20 protein-coding genes are annotated in these 24,213 nt (G+C 64.2%); 13 read left to right on the forward strand and 7 right to left on the reverse strand.

From position 1 onward, the window contains the following. Nucleotides 1-11 precede the first annotated feature (11 nt). Nucleotides 12-728: a glutamine amidotransferase gene (locus NKJ40_RS23905; RefSeq protein ID WP_292657163.1), complete on the forward strand. Its 717-nt coding sequence runs from the start codon at nt 12-14 to the stop codon at nt 726-728. Here the strand turns inward: NKJ40_RS23905 and NKJ40_RS23910 are convergent, their stop codons facing one another. The 6 genes from NKJ40_RS23910 to NKJ40_RS23935 form a co-directional block, all read right to left on the reverse strand. Next, on the reverse strand, nt 729-1,970 hold the full coding sequence (locus NKJ40_RS23910; protein ID WP_352468166.1) for an MFS transporter: 1,242 nt from the start codon (nt 1,968-1,970) through the stop codon (nt 729-731). Between the two features lie 396 nt (nt 1,971-2,366). Continuing rightward, nucleotides 2,367-2,831, reverse strand: coding sequence for a Ros/MucR family transcriptional regulator (locus tag NKJ40_RS23915; protein ID WP_352468167.1), 465 nt, complete (start codon nt 2,829-2,831; stop codon nt 2,367-2,369). A gap of 164 nt (nt 2,832-2,995) precedes the next feature. Next, nucleotides 2,996-3,700, reverse strand: a complete 705-nt coding sequence (locus NKJ40_RS23920; protein WP_352468169.1) for an ROK family protein — start codon at nt 3,698-3,700, stop codon at nt 2,996-2,998. A 19-nt stretch (nt 3,701-3,719) separates the two neighbouring features. Beyond that, a complete protein-coding gene (zwf, locus tag NKJ40_RS23925; RefSeq protein ID WP_352468170.1) occupies nt 3,720-5,096 on the reverse strand; it encodes a glucose-6-phosphate dehydrogenase in 1,377 nt (458 codons plus the stop codon). Between the two features lie 22 nt (nt 5,097-5,118). Then, nucleotides 5,119-6,135 (reverse strand): phosphogluconate dehydrogenase (NAD(+)-dependent, decarboxylating), encoded by a 1,017-nt coding sequence (gene gnd, locus NKJ40_RS23930; protein ID WP_352456290.1) that lies wholly within the window; start codon nt 6,133-6,135, stop codon nt 5,119-5,121. A gap of 100 nt (nt 6,136-6,235) precedes the next feature. Beyond that, on the reverse strand, nt 6,236-8,635 hold the full coding sequence (locus NKJ40_RS23935; protein ID WP_352468172.1) for a glucan 1,4-alpha-glucosidase: 2,400 nt from the start codon (nt 8,633-8,635) through the stop codon (nt 6,236-6,238). A 218-nt stretch (nt 8,636-8,853) separates the two neighbouring features. Between NKJ40_RS23935 and NKJ40_RS23940 the strand changes: the two genes are divergently transcribed. The 5 genes from NKJ40_RS23940 (at nt 8,854) to NKJ40_RS23960 (ending at nt 15,737) form a co-directional block, all read left to right on the forward strand. Further along, the gene (locus NKJ40_RS23940) at nt 8,854-9,867 is read left to right on the forward strand and encodes an ABC transporter substrate-binding protein (RefSeq protein ID WP_352468173.1); all 1,014 of its coding nucleotides are present in this window, start codon (nt 8,854-8,856) and stop codon (nt 9,865-9,867) included. Between the two features lie 47 nt (nt 9,868-9,914). Continuing rightward, complete coding sequence (locus tag NKJ40_RS23945) at nt 9,915-11,435, forward strand: sugar ABC transporter ATP-binding protein (protein WP_352468174.1); 1,521 nt, start codon at nt 9,915-9,917, stop codon at nt 11,433-11,435. A gap of 1 nt (nt 11,436) precedes the next feature. Next, the gene (locus NKJ40_RS23950; protein WP_023678190.1) at nt 11,437-12,411 is read left to right on the forward strand and encodes an ABC transporter permease; all 975 of its coding nucleotides are present in this window, start codon (nt 11,437-11,439) and stop codon (nt 12,409-12,411) included. 2 nt (nt 12,412-12,413) lie between these two features. Beyond that, nucleotides 12,414-13,361, forward strand: coding sequence for an ABC transporter permease (locus NKJ40_RS23955; protein WP_352468176.1), 948 nt, complete (start codon nt 12,414-12,416; stop codon nt 13,359-13,361). A gap of 306 nt (nt 13,362-13,667) precedes the next feature. Further along, nucleotides 13,668-15,737 carry a 3-hydroxyacyl-CoA dehydrogenase NAD-binding domain-containing protein gene (locus NKJ40_RS23960; protein ID WP_352468177.1) on the forward strand — a complete coding sequence of 690 codons (2,070 nt, stop codon included), beginning with the start codon at nt 13,668-13,670 and terminating at the stop codon, nt 15,735-15,737. Between the two features lie 8 nt (nt 15,738-15,745). On the opposite strand, the gene NKJ40_RS23965 is transcribed toward NKJ40_RS23960, so the two are convergent. Next, entirely contained in the window at nt 15,746-16,558 is an 813-nt protein-coding gene (locus NKJ40_RS23965; protein WP_352468178.1) for a response regulator transcription factor, read from the reverse strand. 114 nt (nt 16,559-16,672) lie between these two features. Here NKJ40_RS23965 and NKJ40_RS23970 point away from each other — a divergent pair, with 114 nt between their 5' ends. From NKJ40_RS23970 to NKJ40_RS24000, 7 genes are all read left to right on the forward strand, one after another. Beyond that, entirely contained in the window at nt 16,673-17,803 is a 1,131-nt protein-coding gene (locus NKJ40_RS23970) for an ABC transporter ATP-binding protein (protein ID WP_352468179.1), read from the forward strand. Then, complete coding sequence (locus NKJ40_RS23975; protein WP_352468180.1) at nt 17,784-18,947, forward strand: ABC transporter substrate-binding protein; 1,164 nt, start codon at nt 17,784-17,786, stop codon at nt 18,945-18,947. Before NKJ40_RS23970 ends, NKJ40_RS23975 begins: the two co-directional genes overlap by 20 nt. Nucleotides 18,948-19,024: 77 nt before the next feature. Continuing rightward, on the forward strand, nt 19,025-19,888 hold the full coding sequence (locus NKJ40_RS23980; protein WP_352468182.1) for an ABC transporter permease: 864 nt from the start codon (nt 19,025-19,027) through the stop codon (nt 19,886-19,888). Beyond that, nucleotides 19,888-20,700 (forward strand): ABC transporter permease, encoded by an 813-nt coding sequence (locus NKJ40_RS23985; RefSeq protein WP_352468183.1) that lies wholly within the window; start codon nt 19,888-19,890, stop codon nt 20,698-20,700. The genes NKJ40_RS23980 and NKJ40_RS23985 overlap by 1 nt, the downstream gene beginning before the upstream one ends. Before the next feature lie 12 nt (nt 20,701-20,712). Next, nucleotides 20,713-21,474: an SDR family NAD(P)-dependent oxidoreductase gene (locus tag NKJ40_RS23990; protein WP_352468184.1), complete on the forward strand. Its 762-nt coding sequence runs from the start codon at nt 20,713-20,715 to the stop codon at nt 21,472-21,474. A 125-nt stretch (nt 21,475-21,599) separates the two neighbouring features. Beyond that, complete coding sequence (gene pcaF / locus NKJ40_RS23995; RefSeq protein WP_352468186.1) at nt 21,600-22,805, forward strand: 3-oxoadipyl-CoA thiolase; 1,206 nt, start codon at nt 21,600-21,602, stop codon at nt 22,803-22,805. A 152-nt stretch (nt 22,806-22,957) separates the two neighbouring features. Continuing rightward, nucleotides 22,958-23,989 carry a BMP family protein gene (locus NKJ40_RS24000; RefSeq protein WP_352468187.1) on the forward strand — a complete coding sequence of 344 codons (1,032 nt, stop codon included), beginning with the start codon at nt 22,958-22,960 and terminating at the stop codon, nt 23,987-23,989. Nucleotides 23,990-24,213: the final 224 nt, after the last annotated feature.

Consider the following 24,213-nt stretch of genomic DNA (forward strand, 5'->3'; position numbering starts at 1 on the left):
CCCGCCTTCCAATGCCGCCCAAGCCAAGCCCGAGACCAAAGATCCTGATCGTGCTGCATCAGGAGCATTCGAGCCCGGGGCGGGTCGGCCATATGCTTATCGAGGAAGGCTTCGATCTCGACATCCGCCGCCCGCCGCTCGGCGAGGCCTTGCCGCAGACGCTGGATGGCCATGCCGGCGCCGTGGTGTTCGGCGGGCCGATGAGCGCCAATGACGGCGACGAGTTCGTCCGCCGCGAGACCGACTGGCTCAAAATTCCGCTCAACGAGAACCGGCCGCTGCTTGGCATCTGCCTCGGCGCGCAAATGTTGGTCAAGCATCTTGGCGGCAGGGTCGAGGGCCATGGCGAGGGCCTGGTCGAAATCGGCTGGTATCCGCTGAAGGCGACCGAAGCGGGCAGCAGGCTGATGCATTGGCCGGAGATGGTCTATCAGTTCCATCGCGAGGGCTTTTCGCTGCCCAAAGACGCGACGCTTTTGGCGACGGCCGAAACCTATCCCAACCAGGCCTTCCGCTACGGCGACAATGCCTGGGGCATCCAGTTCCATGGCGAATTGACCCGGGCGATGATGCAGCGCTGGGTGGTGCGCGGCGCGCACCGCTTCGAACTGCCCGGCGCCCAGCCCGGCCGCGACCATCTCGGCGGCCGGCTGATCTGGGACATGCACCTCAAGCGCTGGCTCGGCGAGTTCCTGCCGATGATATTTGGTAAGCCGGCGCTGCGGTAATCAGTTTCGCCCCCTGAGATGACGCACCTTGCGCAGCTGCGGGAACAGCACCGCCCATAGACCGGCGACAGCGACCGCCCCGACGCCGCCGACCACCACGGCCGGAACCGTGCCGATCAACGCGGCCATGGTGCCGGCGCGGAATTCGCCGAGCTCATTGGAGGCGCCGACAAACACCTGGTTGACGGCGTTGACGCGGCCGCGAACGTCGTCCGGCGTCCACAGCTGGATCAGCGTCTCGCGGATATAGACGCTGAACATGTCGGTGGCGCCGAGCAAGGCGAGGGCTGCGATCGACAGCCAGGTGATGGTCGAGAGGCCGAACAGAACTGTGAACGCGCCGAACAGCGCGACGAAGCCGAGCATGACAAGGCCGGCATGGTTGCGGATCGGGTGTCCGGCCAGCCATATGGCGACGCAGATGGCCCCGACGCCGGGCGCCGAGCGCAACAGGCCGAGCCCCCACGGGCCGAGTTCAAGGATATCGCGCGCGTAGACTGGCAGCAGCGCCGAGGCGCCGGACAGGAGCACCGCGAACAGATCGAGCGAAATCGCGCCGAGCACGATCTTTTCGCTCCAGATGTAGCCGAAGCCGGCGAACAGGGTCTGCACCGTCGGCCTGTCGGTCCGGCTGCGCTGGGCGGGCTTCGGGATGGTGAAGATCAGCACGGCGGCGATGAGCATCAGCACGGCCGCCGTGGTGTAGGCGGCTTCGGCCGAAAGCCCGTAGAGCAGGCCGCCGGCCACTGGCCCGACGATGGTCGCCGTCTGCCAGGCGGACGAGTTCCAGGCGATGGCGTTGGCGAAATCCTCCGGCGGCACCAGATTGGCGAACAATGATGACGAGGCCGGCCCGAAGAAGGCGCGCGCGATGCCGAACATGGCGAGCACGATGAAGACCGGCATCGGCCCGGAGAGGCCGCGCAGCGTCAACAGCAGCAGGGCCAAGGCGCAGCCCGCCTCGACCAGCACCGCCAGCGCCATGATCAGGCGGCGTCCAAAACGGTCGGCAACGTCGCCCGTGACCAGCACCAGCAGCAGCGAAGGCAGGAACTGGACGATGCCGACAAGGCCGAGGTCGAACGGGTCGCGGGTGAGATCGTAGATCTGCCAGCCGACGGCGACCGACACGATCTGGGTGGAGAATGTCGAGAGGAAGCGCGCCGCCCAGTAGCTCAGGAACGGCCGGTGGCGAAAGGCGGCATAGCGCTGGTCGGATGGTACTTGGGATTCTGTGGTCATGGAAAAAGGCCCCGTGGCGGCGATGTCGGCCGGCGGGGCACTTCCACGATGGGCGCTGGTCCGGCCAAAAAAGCCTTTAGCGCAGTTCGGCCGGAGGCGCGCGCAAAAATCCGGCCTGGATCAACAATTTCGTTCTGGCGAAGGGAGGCAGGCTGGTCGAAGGCGGGGTTCCATCGCCCTGCCAATCTTGGGCGTTTGCGCTGCCCCTCACCCTTACCCTCTCCCCGTGAAGGACGGGGAGAGGGGGTCGCCAGCGTCGCGGCCAAGCCCCTTCTCCCCGTTCTTTACGGGGAGAAGTGCCCGGCAGGGCGATGAGGGGCAGCGCCACGATGGCAATTAGTGCTGCTACCGGATGCAGGGACCGCCGTTCGCAGGCCGATCAAATACCAACGAAGCCTAAGCCGTCGCCTTGGCCTTCCTGCCCCTGCCCTTGACGGGCGCCGGCGGGGCGGCCTTGCGGCCGAGGCCGATCGCCTTGGCGAGCTGCGAACGCGAGGCCGCGTAGTTGGGAGCGACCATCGGGTAGTCGGACGGCAGGCCCCATTTGGCGCGATAGGCGTCGGGCGTCAGCCCGAAATGGACGCCGATATGGCGCTTCAAGGATTTGAACTTCTTGCCGTCCTCGAGACAGATGATGTAGTCCGGCGTCACCGATTTCTTGGGATTGACGGCGGGCGTCAGCGGCGCGGCGACCGGCACTGCCGGTTGCCCGAGCCCGCCTATGGAAGCGCTGACGCTGGCGATGAGATCGCCGAGGCCGGAAGCCGGCAAGCGGTTCTTCTCGACATATGCGGACACGATATGGGCGGTCAGCTCGAGCAGGTCGATGTCTTTGCGAGCGTTGTTGTTGTCGTCGATCAATCTATTTCTCCGTCCGTGGGGGTCGCAGAAATTCCTAGTCGGCAAATCTGCGCAATGCAATGACGCCGCACCACGTCACACATTATTTTGAATAATAATACTAACGGCAGCGCGGGATTAACAACCCTGAGCCGGTGCTCGATAATATCAGACAATCAGCAATATCAGATAATCAGGGATTTGTCGCGCCATAGTCGAAATCCGCCCTCGAAGGCGCGTGTGTTGTCGCCGCGTCTGCAATCGGCGGGCAAGTCGGTGAGTTCATCGACATTGCCGCCGCCGATGACCACGTAATCCGGCTGCATGGCGGCGCGAAGCCGGTCGACCACGTCGAAGACGTGTTTGCGCCATTTCTTCTTGCCGCGCTTTTGCAGGCCGCGTTCGCCGACATAGTCTTCGAAACTGCCGCGCTTCTTGTAGGGAAGATGGGCAAGCTCCATCGGCTGGGCGACGTTATCAACAATCATCGCGGCCCCCAGGCCGGTGCCGAGGCCGAGGAACAGCATGCGGCCGCCTTCATAACTGCCGATGGCCTGCATCAGCGCATCGTTGACGACTTTCACCGGCTTGCCGAACTCAGCGGCGAAATCGCAGCCGACCCAGCCCTTGCCGAGATTGGCGGGTTCGGTCAAAGGCCGGTTGTGGTGCACCGGACCCGGATAGCCCATCGAGACGACATCGTAATGCAGCCCTTCGGCCAGCGTCTTCACCGCCGCGACCATCTGCTGCGGCGTAAGCTCCGGTCCGGAAGCGGTCTTGCGCTCGTCGCCGCCGGCGCTGGTGCGGATCTTGACGTGCGAGCCGCCGATATCGATTGCAAGCACGATCTTTTCTTCGTCCGATGCCGGTTGCTTCACCGCTTTGGCCACCGCTTTCGCCTCCCAGAAATCATTTTGTTGGATTGATCCAGCCGTTCGGCGGCCCGAATCCAGCCATGGCTTCGGCCGGCCCCCACGTCTTTGGCGCGTAGACAGGGGGCGGCGTGGTGTCGCCGAGCACCGGACCGACGATGCGCCAGGCGAGCTCGCTGGCGTCCTGGCGGGTGAACAGCTGGCCGTTGCCGTTCATGGCGTCGCCGATCAACCGCTCGTAAGGCGGCATGTCGCCCTTCGAGTCGTCCAGCGCGGTGAGCTCGACCTGCTCGCCGACCATGTCGTCGCCGGGCGCCTTGCGCCGGGCTCCGATCGAGATCGCCACCTGCGGGTCGATGCGGAAGCGCACGTGATTGCAGTCGCCGGGTGTGATTGGATCGAAGACGTCGAGCGGCGGCCGTTTCAGCCGCACGATGACCTCGGTGGCGTGCACCGGCAGGGATTTGCCGGCGCGGATGAAGAACGGCACATCCTGCCAGCGCCAGGTATCGACGAAAAAGCGCACCGCCGCGAAGGTCTCGACCGGCGAGTTCGGCGCCACGCCCGGCTCGTTGAGATAGCCGTCGAACTGGCCGCGCACGACATCGTCCCTGGTCAGCGTCCGGATCGCCCGCAGCACCTGCACCTTCTCGTCGATCAGATCGTCGGCCGAGCGGCCGACCGGCGGCTCCATGGCGAGCAGCAAGAGGATGTTGAGCAGGTGGTTTTCGATGACGTCGCGGATGCAGCCGACCTCGTCATAGAAGCGGCCGCGGCCCTCGACACCGAAATCCTCGGCCATGGTGATCTGCACGCTCTCGACGTAATTGCGGTTCCAGATCGGCTCGAGGAAGGAATTGGCGAAGCGAAAATAGAGCAGGTTCTGGATCGCCTCCTTGCCGAGATAATGGTCGATGCGGAAGATCGACTTCTCGTCGAAGACCAGATGCAGCACCCGGTTCAGCCAGCGCGCCGATTGCAGATCGTGGCCGAATGGCTTTTCCACCATCAGGCGCGCGCCCTGGGCGGCGCCCGACTGCTCCAGCCCCTGGACGACCACCTCGAACATCGCCGGCGGCACCGCCAGATAGTGCAGCGGCCGCTCAGCGCTGCCGAGTGCGGTCTTCAGCTTCTCGAAGGTCGCAGGCGCCCGATAGTCGCCGCTGACATAGCGCAGCAGCGATGCAAGCTTGGCGAAGATCTTCTCGTCGATGCTGCCCAAGGCGTTGACGATGCCGTCGCGGGCGCGCGCCTGCAGCTTGGCGAGGTCCCAGGGATCGAAGGCGACGCCGATCACCGGCTCGTTCAGCGTTCCCTTGGCCACCATCGCGTAGAGGGCGGGAAAGATCTTCTTGTGGGCGAGATCGCCGCTGGCGCCGAAAAGCACCAGCGTGTCCGATCGTTCCTGGCTCATGGGCGTGCCTCCCTGTCGCCCGTCACGAGCCGGCCTTGGGTTTTTCGACATGGCCGCCAAAGGCATAGCGCATGGCGGACAGAAGCTTGTCGGCAAATTCGGATTCGCCTTGCGAGGAGAACCTGTCGAACAGCGCCGACGACAGAACCGGCGCCGGAACGCCGGTGTCGATCGCCGCCTTCAGCGTCCAGCGGCCTTCGCCGGAATCCGAAACGCGCCCGCCGAACTGCGTCAACGACGAATCGGCCTTCAGCACGCCGGCCGTCAAATCGAGCAGCCACGAGCCGATGACGCTGCCGTGCCGCCAGACCTCGGCCACCTCAGCGATGTCGATGTCGAACTGGTAATATTGCGGGTTTTCCAGCGGGCTGGTTTCGGCGTCGGCGGTGCGCTGCCGCTTGCCGGCATTCGCCGACTTCAGGATGTTCATGCCCTCGGCATAGGCGGCCATGACGCCGTATTCGATGCCGTTATGGACCATCTTGACGAAATGGCCGGCGCCGCTCGGCCCGCAGTGGAGATAGCCGAAGGGAGCGGTTCCGGCATCCTTGGCAGGGGCAGGCGAAGCGGCGTCGGCGCCCGGCGCCAGCGTCGCGAAGACCGGATCGAGATGCTGGACCGCGCTGTCGGGGCCGCCGATCATCAGGCAATAGCCGCGCTCGAGGCCCCAGACGCCGCCGCTGGTGCCGACATCGACATAGCTCAAGCCTTTCAAGGCCAGGCGCGCGGCGTGGTCGACGGCCTCGTGGTAATAGGAATTGCCGCCGTCGATGATGATGTCGCCCGGCTCCATCAAGGCGGCCACCTGGTCGACGATCCGGCCGGTGATCGCCGCCGGCAGCATCAGCCAGGCGCTGCGCGGCTTCGCCAGCTTGCCGACGAACTCCTCCATCGAGGCGGCTCCGACCGCGCCGGCGCTCACAAGCGCCGCGACGCTCGCCGGGTTGATATCGTAGACGACGCATTCGTGGCCATCACGCAGCAGGCGCCGAACCATGTTGGCGCCCATCCGGCCCAGTCCCATCATTCCTATCTGCATGGTCTCGTCCTGCCTTACTTGAGGGATCGATGATCTAGTGGCACTGTTATTGAAGCATGATCTTTTCCGAAAACCGGTCTCCACTTTGCGGGATCATGCTCTATCCGGTATCGCCGATGCCGACAGAAAAGTCAGCATTCTCCCAATGGCCGCTATCGGGCCAGAAGAAAGTGAAGACAATGCTATTGCCCGGAGCGGCGTCGGCAACCGGTAACTCCGCGAGATGGATGCCGAAAAGATTCGCGGTGGTCTCGGCGTCATGGATGGTTGCCCAATTGTCGCTGCTCCAATGAACCACCGCCCGGGCCAGAAGTTCGATGCGCAACGCCTTGCCTGCCGGGATGGTACGGATCTTGTGGTTGAAGCGCCATGCCCTGAGGCGCGACACCGTCCTGCCCTCGACATAGCGCTTGACGCCTTGCGGCGGCATGTCGAACACGGCGCCGTCGCGCAGCGAACGCAGCAGTTTGATGTGCTCGGAATGCGCCCAGACCAGCGGCTTGGCGCTGCCGGAGGGCCCGCCATGCCGCAATTCGCGCTCCGGCATGTCGGGACCGTCCCAGACCTGCTCCGGCAGCAGGCCGCCCGGCCCGGCAGAGTTCTCGAACGTGCCGAGCAGGCTTGCCGCTTTGTCCTTGCGCCCCGCCGCCAGCTCGTAATGGGCGCGCTCGCCGACCAGCAGCGGCCCGGCCCGGCCCTGGCCGGTTCCATCGAACGGTGCGCCGTCGGCATGCTCGCCATAGCCGTCGCCATTATAGCGGTACCAGAGCGGGCCCTGCGGCAGTTCGCAGCGCAATTGCGCGTCGATGACCTTGACCGTGTCGAGGATGCGCGGATCGTCGGCTGCCCTCAAGCCGAAGCGGACCAGTGCCAGTGCATCCGGGCTGACGATTGCCTCGGCGGGGCGGTTCGCATCGCCGGGCGGACGGTTCTTGATCGGTACAAAGCCGTCCTTCGGCGATGCCGCGCCGGCCGTGTCGGGCGGGGCGATGCGGACATAGTAGCCTTCGACGCCGGCTTCGTCGCATGCGGCGGTGCCGACGACGTAGGTCCAGCGCTCGATCTGATCGTTCCAGATATCGGCGGTTTCGCGCAGATAGTTTGCCGGCTCTGTTTTGCCGGCGGCATCGAAGATGTCCGCAGCCGCAAGCAGCGCCGCGGTCTCGACCGCAAGTGTGAACGGGCTGTAGCCGGCGTCTTCTTCCCAGCGGTCCTCGCCGGTGACCGGGCCGTTGCGCACGACATAGGCGGCAGCGCGCTCGATCATCGGCATGAAGGAGGAGAGTACCGCAGCCGGCAAATGCCCGGCTCGGCGCAGCGCGTCGGCGAGCAGCAGCGGGAAGGCGCATTCGTCCATCTGGATGCCCGGCCAATAGACCGACCCGTCGAGCCAGGCGTTCTGTGGCCAATGGCCGTCCGGCTGCTGGATCGAGCGCAGATAGCCAAGGATGCGCAAGGCTTCCGCCGGATCGCCGGCGGCGAGGAAGCCGCCGGCAGTTTCGACAAGATCGCGCGGCCAGACCAGGTGATAGCCGCCGAGATCGTCGTCGCCCTTGTTGAAGCCCCACGGGATCGACAGGCTTGCCACGGCTGCTCCGGTAGACGAGCGGTGTGTCGCCAGCACAGCCGTGCTGAGGCGGTAGCTGTTGAGGCCGGACGCCGCATGCCGGTCCAGCGGCAGCAATCCGGCCTGCCATTTGCGCCATTTGTCGATGTAGGGTCTGGCTGTGGGCCCAAAACCTTGGTTCAGGCTGGCGAAAGCAGTCTCCGCCGCCTGTTGCGGCGTCGTGCCGAAGCCCAGTGCCAGCAATATTTTTGGGTTCGCGGCCGAAAAGCCGATCTCGCCGATCAGCGCGACATTGCCGTCCTCGGCCCTGCGGCAGGCCGGATCGAGCCGGCCGCCTTGACGAAGCTGCTGCCAGCCGTCGGAGACGCCGACATAGCCGGCCGCGCACGCCTTCCACGGCAGCGACGAGGCGAGCGCCAGGCAGGTGCCGCGTCCCGATGCGAACAGGACAGGCTGTCCTTCATGGTCGTCGATCCAGGCGGTGTTGCCCATGCCGGCGTTGACGAGGTGCGGCGCCAGCAGCGCGTAGACGCGGTAATCGGCGGCCGCGCCTTTGAGCGGCGTGAAAATGATCTCCTGCAGCAAGGCGGGACGTTCCGGATCCGTGAGGATGCGCTTTTCGATCCTGTAGGTTCCATCGCTTGCGGTGTTGACCAGCCGGTAGGCAGGTACCCCGTCCTCGAGTGGTTCGACACTGTGCTCGGCGTCGCGTTTTTCTTCCGAGAAATAGCCTTCGGGTCCGGTGACGATCAGCCCCAGATCGCGGGTGCAGGCGCTATCGAGGCGGGGATAGTAGATCTCGTTGAGAATACCGTGGCTGATGGTGAACCATATCGGGCAGGCCGGCGAGAGCGCCGTGCCGACGCCGCTCTTGGCGCTCGACGTCCAGCGCGCCGGAATGCCGGGTGCACCCGGCGCAAGATTCGCTGCCATTCAATCGGTCTCCAGCGCCATCCCTAGACCAGGAGCCGAACCAGTTTCAATGATTGCACCGCAAGTTGATCGTCGGCCATGGATTGCTGTTGACAGCTTGTCCCCTATCTGCATTTGTCTGATAATAGATAAAAAACAGCGTTATGAGCGTATCAGCCATTAGCCACCAGCAAGCCATTAGCCACTACTAAGACAGCAACTCACGGGAGGAGTATGACATGAAGAAAATATTCGTTTTGGGCGCCCTTGCGGCGATGCTTGCCGCAGGCACCGCGCTTGCCGACACCAGCGGCAAGAAGATCGCCTTCTCCAACAATTACGCCGGCAATTCCTGGCGGCAGGCGATGCTGGACAGCTACGCCATCGTCACCAAGAAGGCGGTTGCCGACAAGGTGGTCGGCGCCGCCGACGTCTTCACGACGGCCGACAAGGAAGTGCCGACGCAGGCAGCCCAGGTGCAGAACCTGATCCTACAGGGCTATGACGCGATCGTGATCAACGCGGCGTCTCCGGATGCGCTCAACGGCGCCATCAAGCAGGCCTGCGACGCCGGCATTGTCGTCGTCTCCTTCGACGGAATCGTCACCGAACCCTGCGCCTACCGGGTGGTCGTCGACTTCAAGGACATGGGCAAGCAGGAAGTCGAGCAGATGGCCAAGTTCCAACCCAAGGGCGGCAACCTCCTGGAAATCCGCGGCCTCGCCGGCACCTCAATCGACGATGCCATCCATGCCGGCATCCTCGAAGGCGTCGCTGCCCATCCCGAGTTCAAGATCGTTGGCTCGGTGACCGGCGACTGGGACCAAACCACGGCACAGAAGGCCGTAGCGACGATCCTGCCGTCGCTGCCTGATGTTGTCGGTGTCGTCGACCAGGGCGGTGACGGCTATGGCGCGGCGCAGGCTTTCGCCGCTGCCGGCAAGCCGCGCCCGACCATCATCATGGGCAATCGCCAGGACGAGTTGCAGTGGTGGAAGGAGCAGAAGGAAAAGGACGGTTACCAGACCTGGTCGGCATCGATCGCACCGGGCGTATCGACGCTTGCCTTCTGGGTGGCGCAGCAGGTGCTCGACGGCCGCACCGACGTGCCACACGACCTGCTGGTTCCCTATCTTGCCTTCACCCAGGACGATTTCGAGGCCGCGCTGCCGAAGATTCCGAAGGGCGGAGTCGCCAGCCACGAATACACGCAGGAAGACGCCGTCGCGGCGATCAAGGCCAACATCAAGTGAGCATGGCACTATTGTTGCCGCCACAGATAACCGGGTATCGTTGAGGGATGCCCGAGGCCAGTGCAGACATCATCAGGCCTGACGGCGCCGAAAAGCATTTCGGCGCCGTCAGTTTGGACATCATAAGACTGGACGGAGCCGAAAAACGTTTCGGCGCCGTCAGGGCGCTCGCCGGTGTCGATTTCAGCGTTCGTGCTGGAGAATGCGTCGGTCTTGTCGGCCATAACGGCGCCGGAAAATCGACGCTCATGCATATGGTGGCGGGCACGCTTACCCCCGACGGCGGGCAGATCGCGGTCCGCGGCGGCGTCGAGGCAAGTTATTCGGTGCCGCGCGCGCAGCAGCTCGGCATACGCTGCGTGTTCCAGGAACTGTCGCTCTGCCCCAACCTCAGCGTCGCCGAGAACACGCGGATCAACCACGCCTCGCTTAATGGCTTCGGCTGGCGGCGCAAGGCCGCCGATCTGATCGCCGCCAAGCTCGACGAGATCTTCCCCGGCCACAGCATCTCGGCATCCGACATCGTCGGCGATCTTTCCATCACCAGCCGGCAGATGGTGGAGGTGGCGCGCGCCTTCACGGTCACGCAGGAGCCGCTCGAACTGGTCATCCTCGACGAGCCGACCTCCTCGCTCGATGCGCATACCGCCGGCCAGCTGCTGGCGTTCGTGCGCCGTTTCATCGCCGCCGGCAAGAGCTGCATCCTGATCTCGCATGTGCTGGGCGAAGTGCTCGGAAACGCCGACCGCATCGTCGTGATGCGCGACGGCAAAGTGGTCGCCGCCGGGCAGGCCGATCAATTCGACCGCGACAGGCTGGTGACGGCGATGGGCGGAGCGGAGGCGCGCGAGAAGGCCGCCGCAGAGATTGCGAGCGGCAAGCCGGGGCCCGGCCCGCTGCGGGTCCGGGCGCGTCCGGCGCGACAGCAAGACGGCAACGAGCTTGTCGCCCGTGCCGGTGAGATCATCGGGCTTGCGGGGCTTGCCGGGCATGGGCAGACCGATCTTTTGCTGGCGATCTTTGCCGCGGCTTCCCGCGCCAGGACCGGCATCGAGGTCACCGCGCCGGTGGCGCTGGTTGCCGGCGACCGCCAGTCGGACGGCATTTTTCCGCAATGGTCGATCGCCGAGAACATCGGCATCCGTTCGCTGGCGCGATTGCGCAACGGCCTCTTGATCTCGCCGCAGCGCGAAGCCGAGCTCGCCGAGCTGTGGCAGCGGAAAATCGGCATCCGTACGCCCGATATGAACAACAACATCTTCTCGCTGTCCGGCGGCAACCAGCAGAAGGCGCTGTTCGCGCGGGCGCTCGGCTCCGACGCCGAGATCGTGCTGATGGACGACCCGATGCGCGGCGTCGATATCGGCACCAAGCTCGAAGTCTACGACCTCGTGCGCGAAGAGGCTCGCCATGGCCGCACTTTCCTCTGGTACACCACCGAAACCGAAGAGCTCGACAATTGCGACCACATCTATGTGTTCAAGAACGGCCGGATCGTCGCCAACCTTCGTCGCGACGAACTGACGGAGGAAAAGATCATCCAGTCCTCGTTCGGCGACGCGGCCTGAGATGACAGCGGTATCTGTCGAGAATGGGCTAAAATCTTCGGCTCGCGCCACGAGGCGGGCGCGCATGCTGCGCAGCCTGCTGCCGGCACTGTCGCTGGCGCTGGTGCTCATCGCCATCGCCTGGCTCAACCCGCGCGCCATCAGCTATTTCGGTTTCAGCCTGATGCTCAATCTGGCGATCCCGATCGCTCTGGCGACGATCGCGCAGATGTTCGTCATCGCCGGCAACGAGCTCGATCTGTCGATCGGCACCTTTGTCGGCTTCGTCGGCTGCGTCACGGCGACGTGGCTGAAGGACGCGCCGTTGCTCGGCGTCGTGATCCTCCTCGGGTCGATCGGTGTCTACGCGCTGCTCGGCGCGCTGATCCATTTGCGCAACCTGCCCTCTATCGTGGTGACGCTCGGCATGAGTTTTGTCTGGCAGGGCATGGCCATCCTCATCCTGCCGAAGCCCGGCGGCAAGGCGCCGGACTGGCTGCTGGCGCTGATGGCCTTCAAGCCACCCTTCATTCCGTTCCCGATCATCGCGGCATTGCTGATCGCGGCCGTCGTCCACTTTGGCCTGATGCGCACCTCCTACGGCGTCATCCTGCGCGGATCGGGCGGCAATTCAGCCGCACTTAAGCGCGCCGGCTGGTCGCTGCTGCGCACCAAGATCGCGCTGTTTGCGCTGACCGGCCTGTTCGGCGTTCTGTCCGGCATGGCGCTGATCGGCATCACCACCTCGGCCGATGCCAATATCGGCAATGGCTACACGCTGCTTTCGATCGCCGGCGTCATCCTCGGCGGCGGCGAGTTCGTCGGCGGCCGGGTGTCGCCGATCGGCGCCGTCATCGGCGCGTTGACGCTGGCGCTGGCGGCATCGCCACTCTTGACCTTCATGCACATTCCGCCGGACTGGCAGGTCGCCGCCAATGGCGCCATCCTGATCATCGTGCTGGCGGCGCGGGTGCTGATCAGCCGCAGAGAGAGGTGAGCATGGCCTCGCTGCGGACACTGCTCGCCAGACCCTGGATCTGGTCGTTCTTCGGGGCGCTGCTGGTATGGCTGGCGACCATCGCCTTCACCGGCGGCTATGGCGGCGGCGGCATGATCACGGCGGCGCTGTCGCTCGCCGTCTTCACCGTCATCGTCGGCGTCGGGCAGATGTTCGTCATCACGCTCGGGCCGGGCAATGTCGACCTGTCGCTGCCGGCCAATATCGGCCTTGCCAGCGCCGTTGCCATGAAGGTCATGGACGGCAACGATACGATGATCGCGGTCGGCTTGCTGGCCGCACTTGCCTGCGGCATGGCGATCGGCGCCGTCAACTACCTGCTGATATGGGCGCTGCGCATTCCGCCGATCATCGCGACGCTGTCGGCCAGCTTCGTCATCCAGTCGGTCGATATCAGCTATGGGCGCGGCTTGCAGATCAAGCCGCCGCCTGGCTTTGCCGATTTCACCAACTGGCAGGTGTTCGGCATCCCGGTGCTGGCGATCCTCACCGTGCTGTTCACCATCGGCGCCGGCATCGTTTTGCAGCGCATGATCTACGGACGCTCGGTGCTGGCGATCGGCCAGAACATCCGCGCCGCCTGGCTGGCCGGTGTCAAGGTCGGCCGCACCCGCTTCCTCACCTACACGCTGTCGGGCGCGCTCGGCGGCCTCGACGGTGCATTGCTCGCCGGTTATTTCCGCGGCGCCAATGTCGATATCGGCAATGAGTATCTGCTGGCGTCGATCGCCGTCGTCGTCATCGGCGGCACATCGGTGGCCGGCGGCAAGGCCAATGTGCCGGGGGTCTGGGGCGCGGCGCTGTTCCTGGTGCTGCTGTTGACCATGCTCAACACGTTCGGCGTCAGCGTCGGCGTCCGCCTGGTGCTGACAGGGCTGATCATCGTCGGCGTCATCACGGCGGCGGGCGGGCAGAAGGCGCTGCGCTGACCACACCTTCGTCATCCTCGGGCTTGACCCGAGGATCCATGCCGTGACCTTGCCGAGGAATGCGAGCGGAACAGATTCTGCATCGCCGCGAAACGCAGGCGTCACGGCATGGATCCTGGGGTCGGCACTGCGTCGCTTCGCTCCTTGTTCCGCCCCAGGATGACGAAGGGAGAAATGTTTCGGCCAATCTCCAAGGTTTGCGATCGCTGTGGCGGCGAGCCTGCCAGGAAACATCCGGTTCCCATCCGAGCATTGGCCATGTAAATCCCGTCGCGCTATTGGCCAACATCATTGTATGAGGTTTGCGTGTCCGATTTCGTCAGCACTACAAGGCACGGCAACGTCGCGCTGGTGAGCATCGACAATCCGCCGGTCAATGCGCTGAGCTTCCATGTGCGCGAGCCGTTGATGCGGGCACTCGCTTCCCTGCGGGACGAGCCGTCGGTCGGAGCAATCGTGATAGCCTGCGCCGGGCGGACGTTCGTTGCAGGCGCCGACATCACCGAATTCGGCAGACCGGCGCAGCAGCCGGAATTGCGCGCCATCCTCGCCGTGCTGGAAGCCATCGCCAAGCCGACGATCGCCGCCATTCACGGCACCGCGCTCGGCGGCGGCCTGGAACTGGCGCTCGGCTGCCATTTCCGTGTTGCCGACCGAGCGGCAAGGCTCGGCCTGCCGGAAGTCAAGCTCGGCCTGCTGCCGGGCGGCGGCGGCACGGTTCGCCTGCCGCGCCTGGTTGGTCCGCTGAAGGCACTCAGCATGATCATTTCGGGAACGCCGATCGGTGCGGCCGACGCGCTCGCCGACGGCCTGGTGGATGCCGTCTTCGATGGCGACCTGATCGCGCAAGCGGTGAGTTTTGCGGCCGGCATGGCCGCCAAAGGCGGTCCGTTCACGCCGGTGCGCGACCGCAACGATCGCCTCGACCAGGCCGACTTGCCGGCCTTCGACAAGCAGGCGGCAGCGTTTTCCAAAAAAGCGCGCGGCCTCGAAGCGCCGGTCGCCTGTGCGCAGTCGGTCCGCAACGCCCTGACGCTGCCCTTCGACGAAGCGCTGGCGGCCGAACGCGACCTGTTCGTCAAGCTTGTCGCCGGTGACCAATCACACGCCCAGCGGCATTTGTTCTTCGCTGAACGTGAGGCGGCAAAGATTGCCGGCAAGGATGTCGCCAGGCGCAAGATCGCCCGGGTCGGCGTCATCGGCGCCGGCACGATGGGCGGCGGCATCGCCATGGCGTTCGCCAATGGCGGTCTTCCCGTGACCTTGCTGGAAACAACGCAGGAGGCGTTGCAACGCGGACTGGCGACGATCGACAAGAATTATGCCGTTTCCGTTATCCGCGGATCGCTGAGCGAAGACGCCAAGCGCCAACGGCTTGGGTTGTTCAAGGGTTCCACCGACTATGCCGATCTTGCCGATTGCGACCTGATCGTCGAGGCCGTGTTCGAGGAGATGGCGGTCAAGAAGGATGTCTTCGGCAGGCTGGATGCCGTGGCCAAACCGGGCGCGATCCTCGCCACCAACACCTCTTATCTCGACGTCAACGAAATCGCCGCTTCGACGTCGCGGCCGCAAGATCTCCTCGGCATGCATTTCTTTTCGCCGGCTAACGTCATGAAGGTTCTGGAAATCGTCCGCGCCGACAAGACTTCGCCCGACGTGCTGGCGACGATCGTCGATCTGGCACGGCGGATCGGCAAGGTGCCGGTCGTCGTCGGTGTCTGCCATGGCTTCGTCGGCAACCGCATGCTGGCGGCGCGGGGTTCGGAACTGGAGACGCTTCTGCTGGAAGGCGCAATGCCGCGTCAGGTCGACCGGGTGTTCACCGATTTCGGCTGGCCGATGGGGCCGTTCGAGATGAGCGATCTCGCCGGCCTCGACATAGGCTGGCGCAACCGCAAAGCGCGCGGCCAGACGGCTGTGATCGCCGATGCGTTGTGCGAACAGGGCCATTTCGGCCAGAAGACCGGCAGCGGCTTCTATCGCTATGAGAACGGCTCGCGCACGCCGCTGCCCGAGCCCGAGGTCGAGGCGCTGATCCGCAACAAGGCTGCCGAACGCGGCATTGCACCGCGCGCGATCGGCGCCGAGGAGATCATCGAGCGGACGGTCTATCCGATGATCAATGAGGGCGCCAAAATCCTCGAGGAAAAGATTGCCGCCCGGGCCTCCGATATCGACGTCGTCTGGGTCAACGGCTATGGCTTCCCGGTCGGCAAGGGCGGACCGATGTTCTGGGCAAGCCTCGAAGGCGTGGACAAGATCATCCGGCGGCTGGATCACTGGTACCAGCAGACCGGCAAGGACGTCTTTCGGGTGGCGCGCCGGCTCAGGCAGATGGCTGAAACCGGTTCCTGGGACGGCGCTGCCGGCTGAACTTGGGACTATCGAATCCGTGCGTCCATGATCTCGACAAAACGTGCGAACAGACCCGCCTGCGACTTTATCTTGAGCTTGCGGTAAATGTTGCGGCGATGAACTTTTACGGTTCCCGGCACGATGCGCATCGCCCTGGCAATCGATTCAGTGGAATGACCCTGAAGCACCAGATCGACGACATGCTGTTCGCGCGGCGTGAGCGAAAGGCTCTTCCAGATGTGAGCACGTTCGAACTCGCTGACCGGAGCAATCGCCTCGTCTTGCTTCGTCCCAACCGGCCCGTCAGCCGGAAGGCTAGGCCAGCGCAGCCTGACGAGGCTGATCACCGCAGGCCCCATGTCGCGCAGCAACCTGGCATCGGCGGTTCCGAACGGCCCCGAAGCGCGCAATCGCATTAGCGAGACTACCAGTGCGTCCTTTCCCGGCAGCGGCACGAAGAAGCCGACCTCCTCCGCAAGCCTGGTCTGGCTGTAGTAGGAGCGGTAATATTCGCTGGCATAGAAGCGGTCCGGCGCCAGTTCGCGCATGCGCCAAAAGCCTTCCTTGCGTTCGACCGCAGCATGGTGGAACGGATCGAGCAGGTAAGGCCCTTCCTGATAGAGCGCGACGAAGACGTGGCTGTCGGCCGGCGAGAATGTCTCGAACAGCAGCGGCGGGCGTGAGGCGCCGCGATAGCCGAAGATCACGCAATGATCGAAGCTGACATGCTGGCGGAGCCAGGCAACCATTGCCTTGCCGAAAAGCTCGCCGCTCGTCTCCCGCGTCGCTGCGATGAGCGCAGCGAGCCGGTTGTATTCATCGCTGCGCGAAACGCCCAATTCATACCCCTCCAAACGAGAAAATAGACGAAATATACCACCTGAGAGGTATATACTAGCTGCCATTGGCTCTGATAGCGTTTCGAGGTTAGCTACCCGCAGGAGCCCGCAGCTTTGACCGCAGTGCCCGACATCGAGTTTCGCGGGGTCACCAAACGCTACGGCAGCGTGACCGCGGTCAGCGGCATCGATCTTGCCATCCCGCCGTCTGCCTTTGTCGCCTTGCTCGGGCCGTCCGGCTGCGGCAAGACAACCTGCTTGCGCATGATCGGCGGTTTCGAACAGCCAAGCGAAGGTGCGGTATTCATCCGTGGCCACGACATGGCCGGCACGCCGCCCTATCGGCGGCCGGTCAACATGGTGTTCCAGCAATATGCGTTGTTTCCGCATCTGGATGTGGAGGACAACGTCGCCTATGGCCTGCGCCAGGCGCGGCCGCGCCTGTCGCCGCGGGAGATCAGCCTGAAGGCAGGCGAGGCGCTCGCCATGGTTCGGCTTGCCGGCTATGGACGCCGCAAGATCCATGAGCTTTCCGGCGGCCAGCAGCAGCGTGTCGCCCTGGCGCGGGCGCTGGTCAACAAGCCGGCGGTGCTGCTGCTCGACGAGCCCCTGGCGGCGCTCGACAAGAAGCTGCGCACCGACATGCAGATAGAGCTGCAGAACCTGCAGCGCGAGATCGGCATCACCTTCGTCCTGGTCACCCACGATCAGGAAGAGGCACTGTCGATGAGCGATTTCGTCTGCGTCATGAATGGCGGGCGCATCGTCCAGCTTGGGCAGCCGAGCGAAATCTATGACGAACCCGCCGACCTCTTCGTCGCCGACTTCGTCGGCAAGACCAATCTCTTGAGCGGCAAGGTCGTCGGGCTCTCGGGCAAGCTCGTCGAGGTGGCGCTTGCCGACGGCACCGTCATTGCAGCGCGCAAGCGGACTCCGCTAGCTCAGGGTGAAGCCGTTTCGGTCAGCCTGCGTCCTGAATCGCTAAGCCTCGGCGCGCCCGGAAGCGGCCGGCTGGACGGCCTTGTCCGCAACCGGATCTTTCTCGGTTCGACCGCGGAATATGCAATCGAGGTCCAGGGCATCGGGACACTGCTCGCAAAGGCCGATCATATGGTCGGCGGTGGAAATCTCTTCAAGCCGGGTGAACCCGTCGCCGTCGGCTTTACAGCCGGAACGCCGCTGGCGTTTCCGGAGAATAACGGGACCAACCAGAGGGAAAACAAAAATGTCGAAATCGTATCGTGACGGACTGCCGATAAGCCCTGATAGATTCGTCGACCAGTTGATGCGGCTCAAGCGCGGTTCCATCGGCCGCCGCGAGTTCCTTGGCCTTACCGGGCTTGGTCTCGCTACCGCAGTAATGGCCCGCGAACTCGGCATCATGCCGTCGCCAGCCTTCGCTCAGGAGGGGCTTGGCGATCGCATGTCGATTGCCACCTGGCCCAATTATCACGACCCGGCGACGTTCGAGAATTTCAAGGCCGAGACCGGTGTTGCCGTCGAGGTCAACGTGTTCGGGTCAAACGAGGAGATGCTGGCCAAGCTGCAGGCCGGCGCCTCGGGCTGGAGCCTTTTCGTTCCGACCAACTACACGATCTCGACTTACAAGAAGCTTGGCATCATCGAAGCGCTGGATATGGCCAAGCTCGCCAATTATGACGGCTCGCAAGAAGACCCGCGCTTCACTGGGGAAGGCACCATCGACGGCGTGACCTACGCTGTGCCGAAGAATTGGGGCACCACCGGCTTTGCCGTCAACACCAAGAAACTGACCAAGCCGATGACGAGCTGGAAGGAATTTTGGGACACGGCCATGGCGGAGGGCGACGGCCGGACCATGGTTCATGATTACCAGCTGACCACGATCGGCAACGCGCTGAAATATTTCGGCTTCTCGTTCAACTCGCTGAAGCCGGACGAACTCGCCAAGGCGGAGGAATTGCTGCTGAAGGTCAAGCCGCATCTGTTCGCGGTCTCCAGCGACTACCAGCCGTCGATGCGTGCCGGCGACGCCTGGATGACGATGTGCTGGACCAATGACGGGGCGCAGCTCCACCGCGACATCCCCGAAATCGCCTACGTGCTTGGCAAGGAAGGCGGCGAGATCTGGACCGACTTCTACGCCATCCCAAAGGATGCGCCGAACAAGCCTGCCGGCTATGCCTTGCTCAACTATTTGATGAACCCGAAGGTCGCGGTCAAGGAGCACCTGGCCAACGGTGCGCCTTCCACCGATGCGCGGGTCAATGCGCTGCTGCCCAAGGAGGTGCTGGACAATCCGATCCTCTATCCGGCGGCGGATCTGCTGAAGCCGCTCGAATTCGGCGCCGCCGCGACGTTGACCGACCCGGGCCGGGCCGAACTGATGGCGCGCTTCAAGTCGGCTTGAATCGGGCGGGCCACAGGCTCGATGCGGGCAACTCCCCCGGCGGACAGATCTCCGCCGGCACCGGGGCGGTTTTTTCAATGCGCAGCAATGTCCTCCGTCACAATCTCCTGACTGCCCTGCTGCTCGGTCCAGCAACCGCGTGGCTGGTGGTGTTTTTAGTTTTGCCGTTCGTCGCGATCGCCGTTTTCAGCGTCGGCGATCGGGCGCCGGAAGGCGGCTATCAGGCCGCGTTCACCTTGGCGCAGTATGCCAATCTTCCGGCGCGAGCGACCGCCTTCTGGAACACCATGGTGCTGGCGCCGGCGGGCGCACTGGCCTGTCTTCTCGTTGCCTATCCGGTCGCCTATTACCTCGCTTTGCGCGCGCCGGAACGGTGGCGGCTGATCCTGCTGGCGCTTGTCGTCATCCCGTTCTGGACCAGCCTGCTGATGCGAACCTATGCCTGGATGTATGTTCTGGGCGGGCGCGGCATCCCAGCTCTGCTGGCCTATGTCGGGATGGAAGACGTGCGGCTGATCAACACGCCGGGAGCGGTTCTGCTCGGCATCGTCTATGGTTATCTGCCGCTGATGATCCTGCCGATCTATGTCAGCCTCGAGCGGCTCGACCGCCGGCTGCTGGAGGCCTCCGCCGATCTCGGCGCGACGCCGATCTCGACATTCCTCGGCGTGACGCTGCGGCTGTCGCTGCCAGGTGTGATGACCGGCTTCTCGCTGGTCATGATCCTGCTGCTCGGTGAATATCTGATCCCGACGCTGCTCGGCGGCGGCAAGGTCTTCTTCATCGGCAACGCGCTGGTCGATCTGTTCCTGCAATCGCGCAACTGGCCATTCGGATCGGCGATCGCCATCACGCTTGTAGCGGTTTCCGTGGTCGTGCTGCTTGCCGCGAACCGCATTTCGACCCGGCTTTCGGGTGCCCGCCGGGTGGACCTGATCTGATGCGTGCCTTCGTCGTTGCGGTCTTCGCCTTTCTCTACCTGCCGATCGCGCTGGTGGTGCTGTTCTCGTTCAACGCCGGCCACCACGCCAGCGAGTTCACCGGCTTCTCGGTGCAGTGGTACGGCAAGGCACTGGCAAACCCTTTCCTGGTCGAAGCGCTGAAGAACAGCCTGTTCATCGCCACGACCAGCGCCTTGCTGGCGGCACTCTGCGGCACGGCGGCGGCGCTTGGCCTGGCGCGTGTTGGCGCCCGAACACGAGCCGTCTTCGATGCCCTCCTGGGGGCTGCGATCGTCGTTCCGGGCGTGGTCATCGGCATCTCGACACTGGTCGCGCTGGTCCAGCTGTTTGGGCTCGTCAACCCGTTTGTCGCTTCGCTGTGGCCGAACGACCAGCCACCGCGCCTGGCGCTTGGCTATGGCTCGATCATCGCCGCGCACGGGCTGTTTTCGATGGCGCTGGTGGCGATGATTGTCGGCACGCGCCTCGGCAGCCTCGACCGCAACCTGGTCGAGGCCTCGAGCGACCTTTATGCCACCCCGCTGACGACGTTCCGCAGCATCGTGTTGCCGCAGATCATGCCGGCGGTGATCGCCGGCTTCCTGCTCGCCTTCACATTCTCCTTCGACGATTTCATCGTCGCTTTCTTCGTCGCCGGCGCACAGGCGACATTGCCGATCTATGTCTTTGCCTCGATCCGGCGCGGCGTCACGCCGGAGATCAATGCCATCGCGACGATCGTGCTTGTCGCCTCCGTTCTGCTCGTGGTGCTTGCCCAATGGCAACTGCGGCAACGAAAACCATCACACTGAAAGATAAAAAACATGATTCTGAGAGATCGCATCGCCGTGGTGACGGGTGCCGGGTCGGGGATCGGGCGTGCCGGCGCGATGATGATGGCCAGGGAAGGCGCGCTGGTGGTGATCGCCGACAGGGACCAGGCGGCGGGGGAAGCAACCGCTTCCGACATTCGTGCGGCCGGCGGTCGGGCCGAGGCCGTCGCCACCGATGTCGGCGACGACGCGGCGGTCGAGCAGCTCATTGCAGGAACGCTGAGCCGGCATCGGCGGATCGACATCCTGCACAATCATGCCGGGATCCAGGTCGGCGGCACGCTGACCGAAGTCGGCGCCGACGGCATGGATGCCTCCTGGCGGATCAACGTGCGGGCGCAGTTCCTCGCGGCCAGGCTGGTCATGCCGTCAATGATCGCGCAAGGCGGCGGGGTGATCCTGAATACCGCCTCGAATTCGGGTGTGTTCTACGACCGCGAAATGATCGCCTACGCAACGTCAAAACATGCAGTGGTGGCGATGACCCGGCAGATGTCGCTCGACTATGCCAAACACAATGTCCGCATCAACGCGCTGTGCCCTGGCTGGGTCGATACGCCCTTCAACGAGCCGTTCATCACGCAGATGGGCGGGCGGGCGGCGATCGAGAACTATGTCCGCACCAAGATTCCCATGCAGCGCTGGGCCAGCGCGGAGGAAATCGCCGAAGCGATCCTGTTCCTCGTCTCCGACCGCTCGTCCTTCATGACCGGCCAGGCGCTGGTGATCGACGGCGGCGAAAGCGTCGGCTGATCCGCAGCTCCCGGCGGGCCGGAGCTGAAATTCTCTTTGGCCTAACGGGCCGGCGGCGAGATGTGCTTTCGTCTTAAGGAGAATGCGGCCAACATGGCCGGGCCGGGAAAAGGGAAGGCTGCACAATGGCTGAGGCCTATATCTGCGATTACATCCGCACGCCCATCGGCCGCTTCGGCGGTTCGCTGTCGGCGATACGAGCGGACGATCTCGGCGCGATCCCTCTGAAGGCGCTGGTCGAGCGCAATCCAGGCATTGACTGGGCTGCCCTCGACGATGTCGTCTATGGCTGCGCCAACCAGGCCGGCGAGGACAATCGCAATGTCGCGCGCATGGCGCTGCTGCTGGCCGGCCTGCCCCAGGAGGTTTCCGGCTCGACCGTCAATCGCCTCTGCGGTTCGGGCATGGATGCGGTGATGATTGCTGCCCGCGCCATCAAGGCCGGCGAGGCGGAGCTGATGATATCAGGCGGCGTCGAATCGATGAGCCGTGCTCCGTTTGTCATGCCGAAGGCGGAAACCGCCTTTTCGCGCAATGCCGAGATTTACGACACCACGATCGGCTGGCGCTTCGTCAATCCGCTGATGAAGAAGCAATACGGCGTCGATTCGATGCCTGAGACCGGCGAGAACGTGGCGGAAGAGTTCGCGGTCTCCCGCGCGGACCAGGATGCGTTTGCCGTGCGCAGCCAGGACAAGGCGGTCGCCGCACAAGCCAATGGCCGCCTGGCGAAGGAAATCACGCCGGTGACGATCGCGCAGCGCAAGGGCGATCCGGTGGTCGTCTCGAAGGACGAGCATCCGCGCGCGGGTACGACCGTCGAAGCGTTGGCCAAGTTGCCGACGCCGTTCCGGCAAGGCGGCACGGTCACGGCCGGCAATGCGTCGGGAGTCAATGACGGCGCGGCGGCGCTGATCGTCGCCTCGGAAGCAGCCGTGAAAAGATACGGGTTGACGCCGATCGCCCGTATCCTCGGCGGTGCCACTGCCGGCGTGGCGCCGCGCATCATGGGCATCGGCCCGGTGCCGGCCACGCAAATGCTATGCGCCCGGCTCGGCCTGAAGCCGCAGCAATTCGATGTCATCGAGCTCAACGAGGCCTTCGCCTCGCAAGGCATCGCCGTGCTGCGCCAGCTCGGCATTGCCGAGGATGCGGAGCACGTCAACCCGAAAGGCGGCGCCATCGCGCTCGGCCATCCGCTCGGCATGTCCGGCGCGCGCATCACGGGCACGGCGGCGCTGGAGCTGCGCGAACGTAGCGCCCGCTATGCACTTGCCACCATGTGCATCGGTGTCGGCCAAGGCATTGCGGTGGCGCTCGAGAGATTGTGAGCAAGCGTGGGTTTGCCGGGCCATTTAATGGCGCGTTCCGCCCACTCAAATTTGACCATGTGGACAAAAGCCGGGCACCGCTCCATAGTTCCTTCGCCGATATTCCAGAGAAGACAGCCGGCTCGACACGGCGCCAATCAGAGGGGCATGCAATGGACAACGGGAAGAGCAGAATCCAATCGAAACGCCAAGGGCTTTCGCGACGCAACGTGCTGGAGCTGGGCGCGCTCGGCTTGGCGGCGGCGATACTGCCGGGCAGCGCCTTTGCCAAGACCAAGAAGCTGAAAGTGGCGGCGATCTTCGCCACGCCGATCGAGGAGCCGTGGGACAACCAGATCCACGTCGCCCTGCAGAAGGCCGAGCAGGAACTCGGGATCGAATACAAATGGTCGGAGAAGGTGCAGACCGCCGATTTCAGCCGTGTCATGCGCGAATATGCGCAGGGCGGCTATGAGCTGGTGCTGGGCGATGCCTTCGCCGCCGAGCGCGAATCGCGCAGGACCGCCAAGCAATTCCCGAAGACCGCCTTCCTGTTCGGCTCCGGCGCCGGGCCGGCCGAGCCGAATTTCGGCGTTTTCGACAACTGGATCCACGAGCCGGCCTATCTGTCCGGCATGATCGCCGGAAAAATGTCGAAATCGGGCACGATCGGCGCCGTCGCGGCGATGGGCATTCCGGAAGTGAACCGGCTGGTCAACGCTTTCTTTGCCGGCGCCAGGGAGGTCAATCCCAACATCAAGAAGAAGGTCGCCTTCATCGGCTCGTTCTTCGATCCGCCGAAGGCAAAGGAAGCGGCTGTTGCCCAGATCGACGCCGGCGTCGACGTCATCTATGCCGAGCGCTTCGGCGTCATCGAAGCGGCGGCGGAGAAGAAGATCCTCGCCATCTCCAACATGTCGGACCAGTCGAGCCTCGGCCCCGACACGGTGATCACCGGGCCGGTCTGGGACATGTATCCGACCGTCGAGCAGGCGATCAAGCTGGTCAAGGCCGGCGTCTTCACCGCGCAGGATTACGGCGATTTCTCGCGCATGGCCAAGGGCGGCTCGTATCTCGCGCCCTACCACAAGTTCGACAAGACGCTGCCGGCCGAGATCAAGGAACTGGTCGAGAAGAAGAAGGCCGAGATCCTCGACGGCAATTTCCGCGTCGACGTCGATGAGAATACGCCGGTCTCGGACTGAGCGCTGTCTTTTGGGGGTCTGGCGCTTGTCGCACCCCCTCTGGCCTGCCGGCCATCTCCCCCTCAAGGGGGGAGATTAGCAGCTTCGCCGACAGCACCTCTTCTTCAGCGCTGACGATTTGCGAAAGCCGAAGTGACATCCGATCTCCCCCCTTGAGGGGGAGATGGCCGGCAGGCCAGAGGGGGGTGCAGCGCATTCCCGTCGATCAAAGCTGAATCGTAAAG

The sequence above is a fragment of the Mesorhizobium sp. M0119 genome, from assembly GCF_040322615.1.
Lineage (GTDB): Bacteria > Pseudomonadota > Alphaproteobacteria > Rhizobiales > Rhizobiaceae > Mesorhizobium.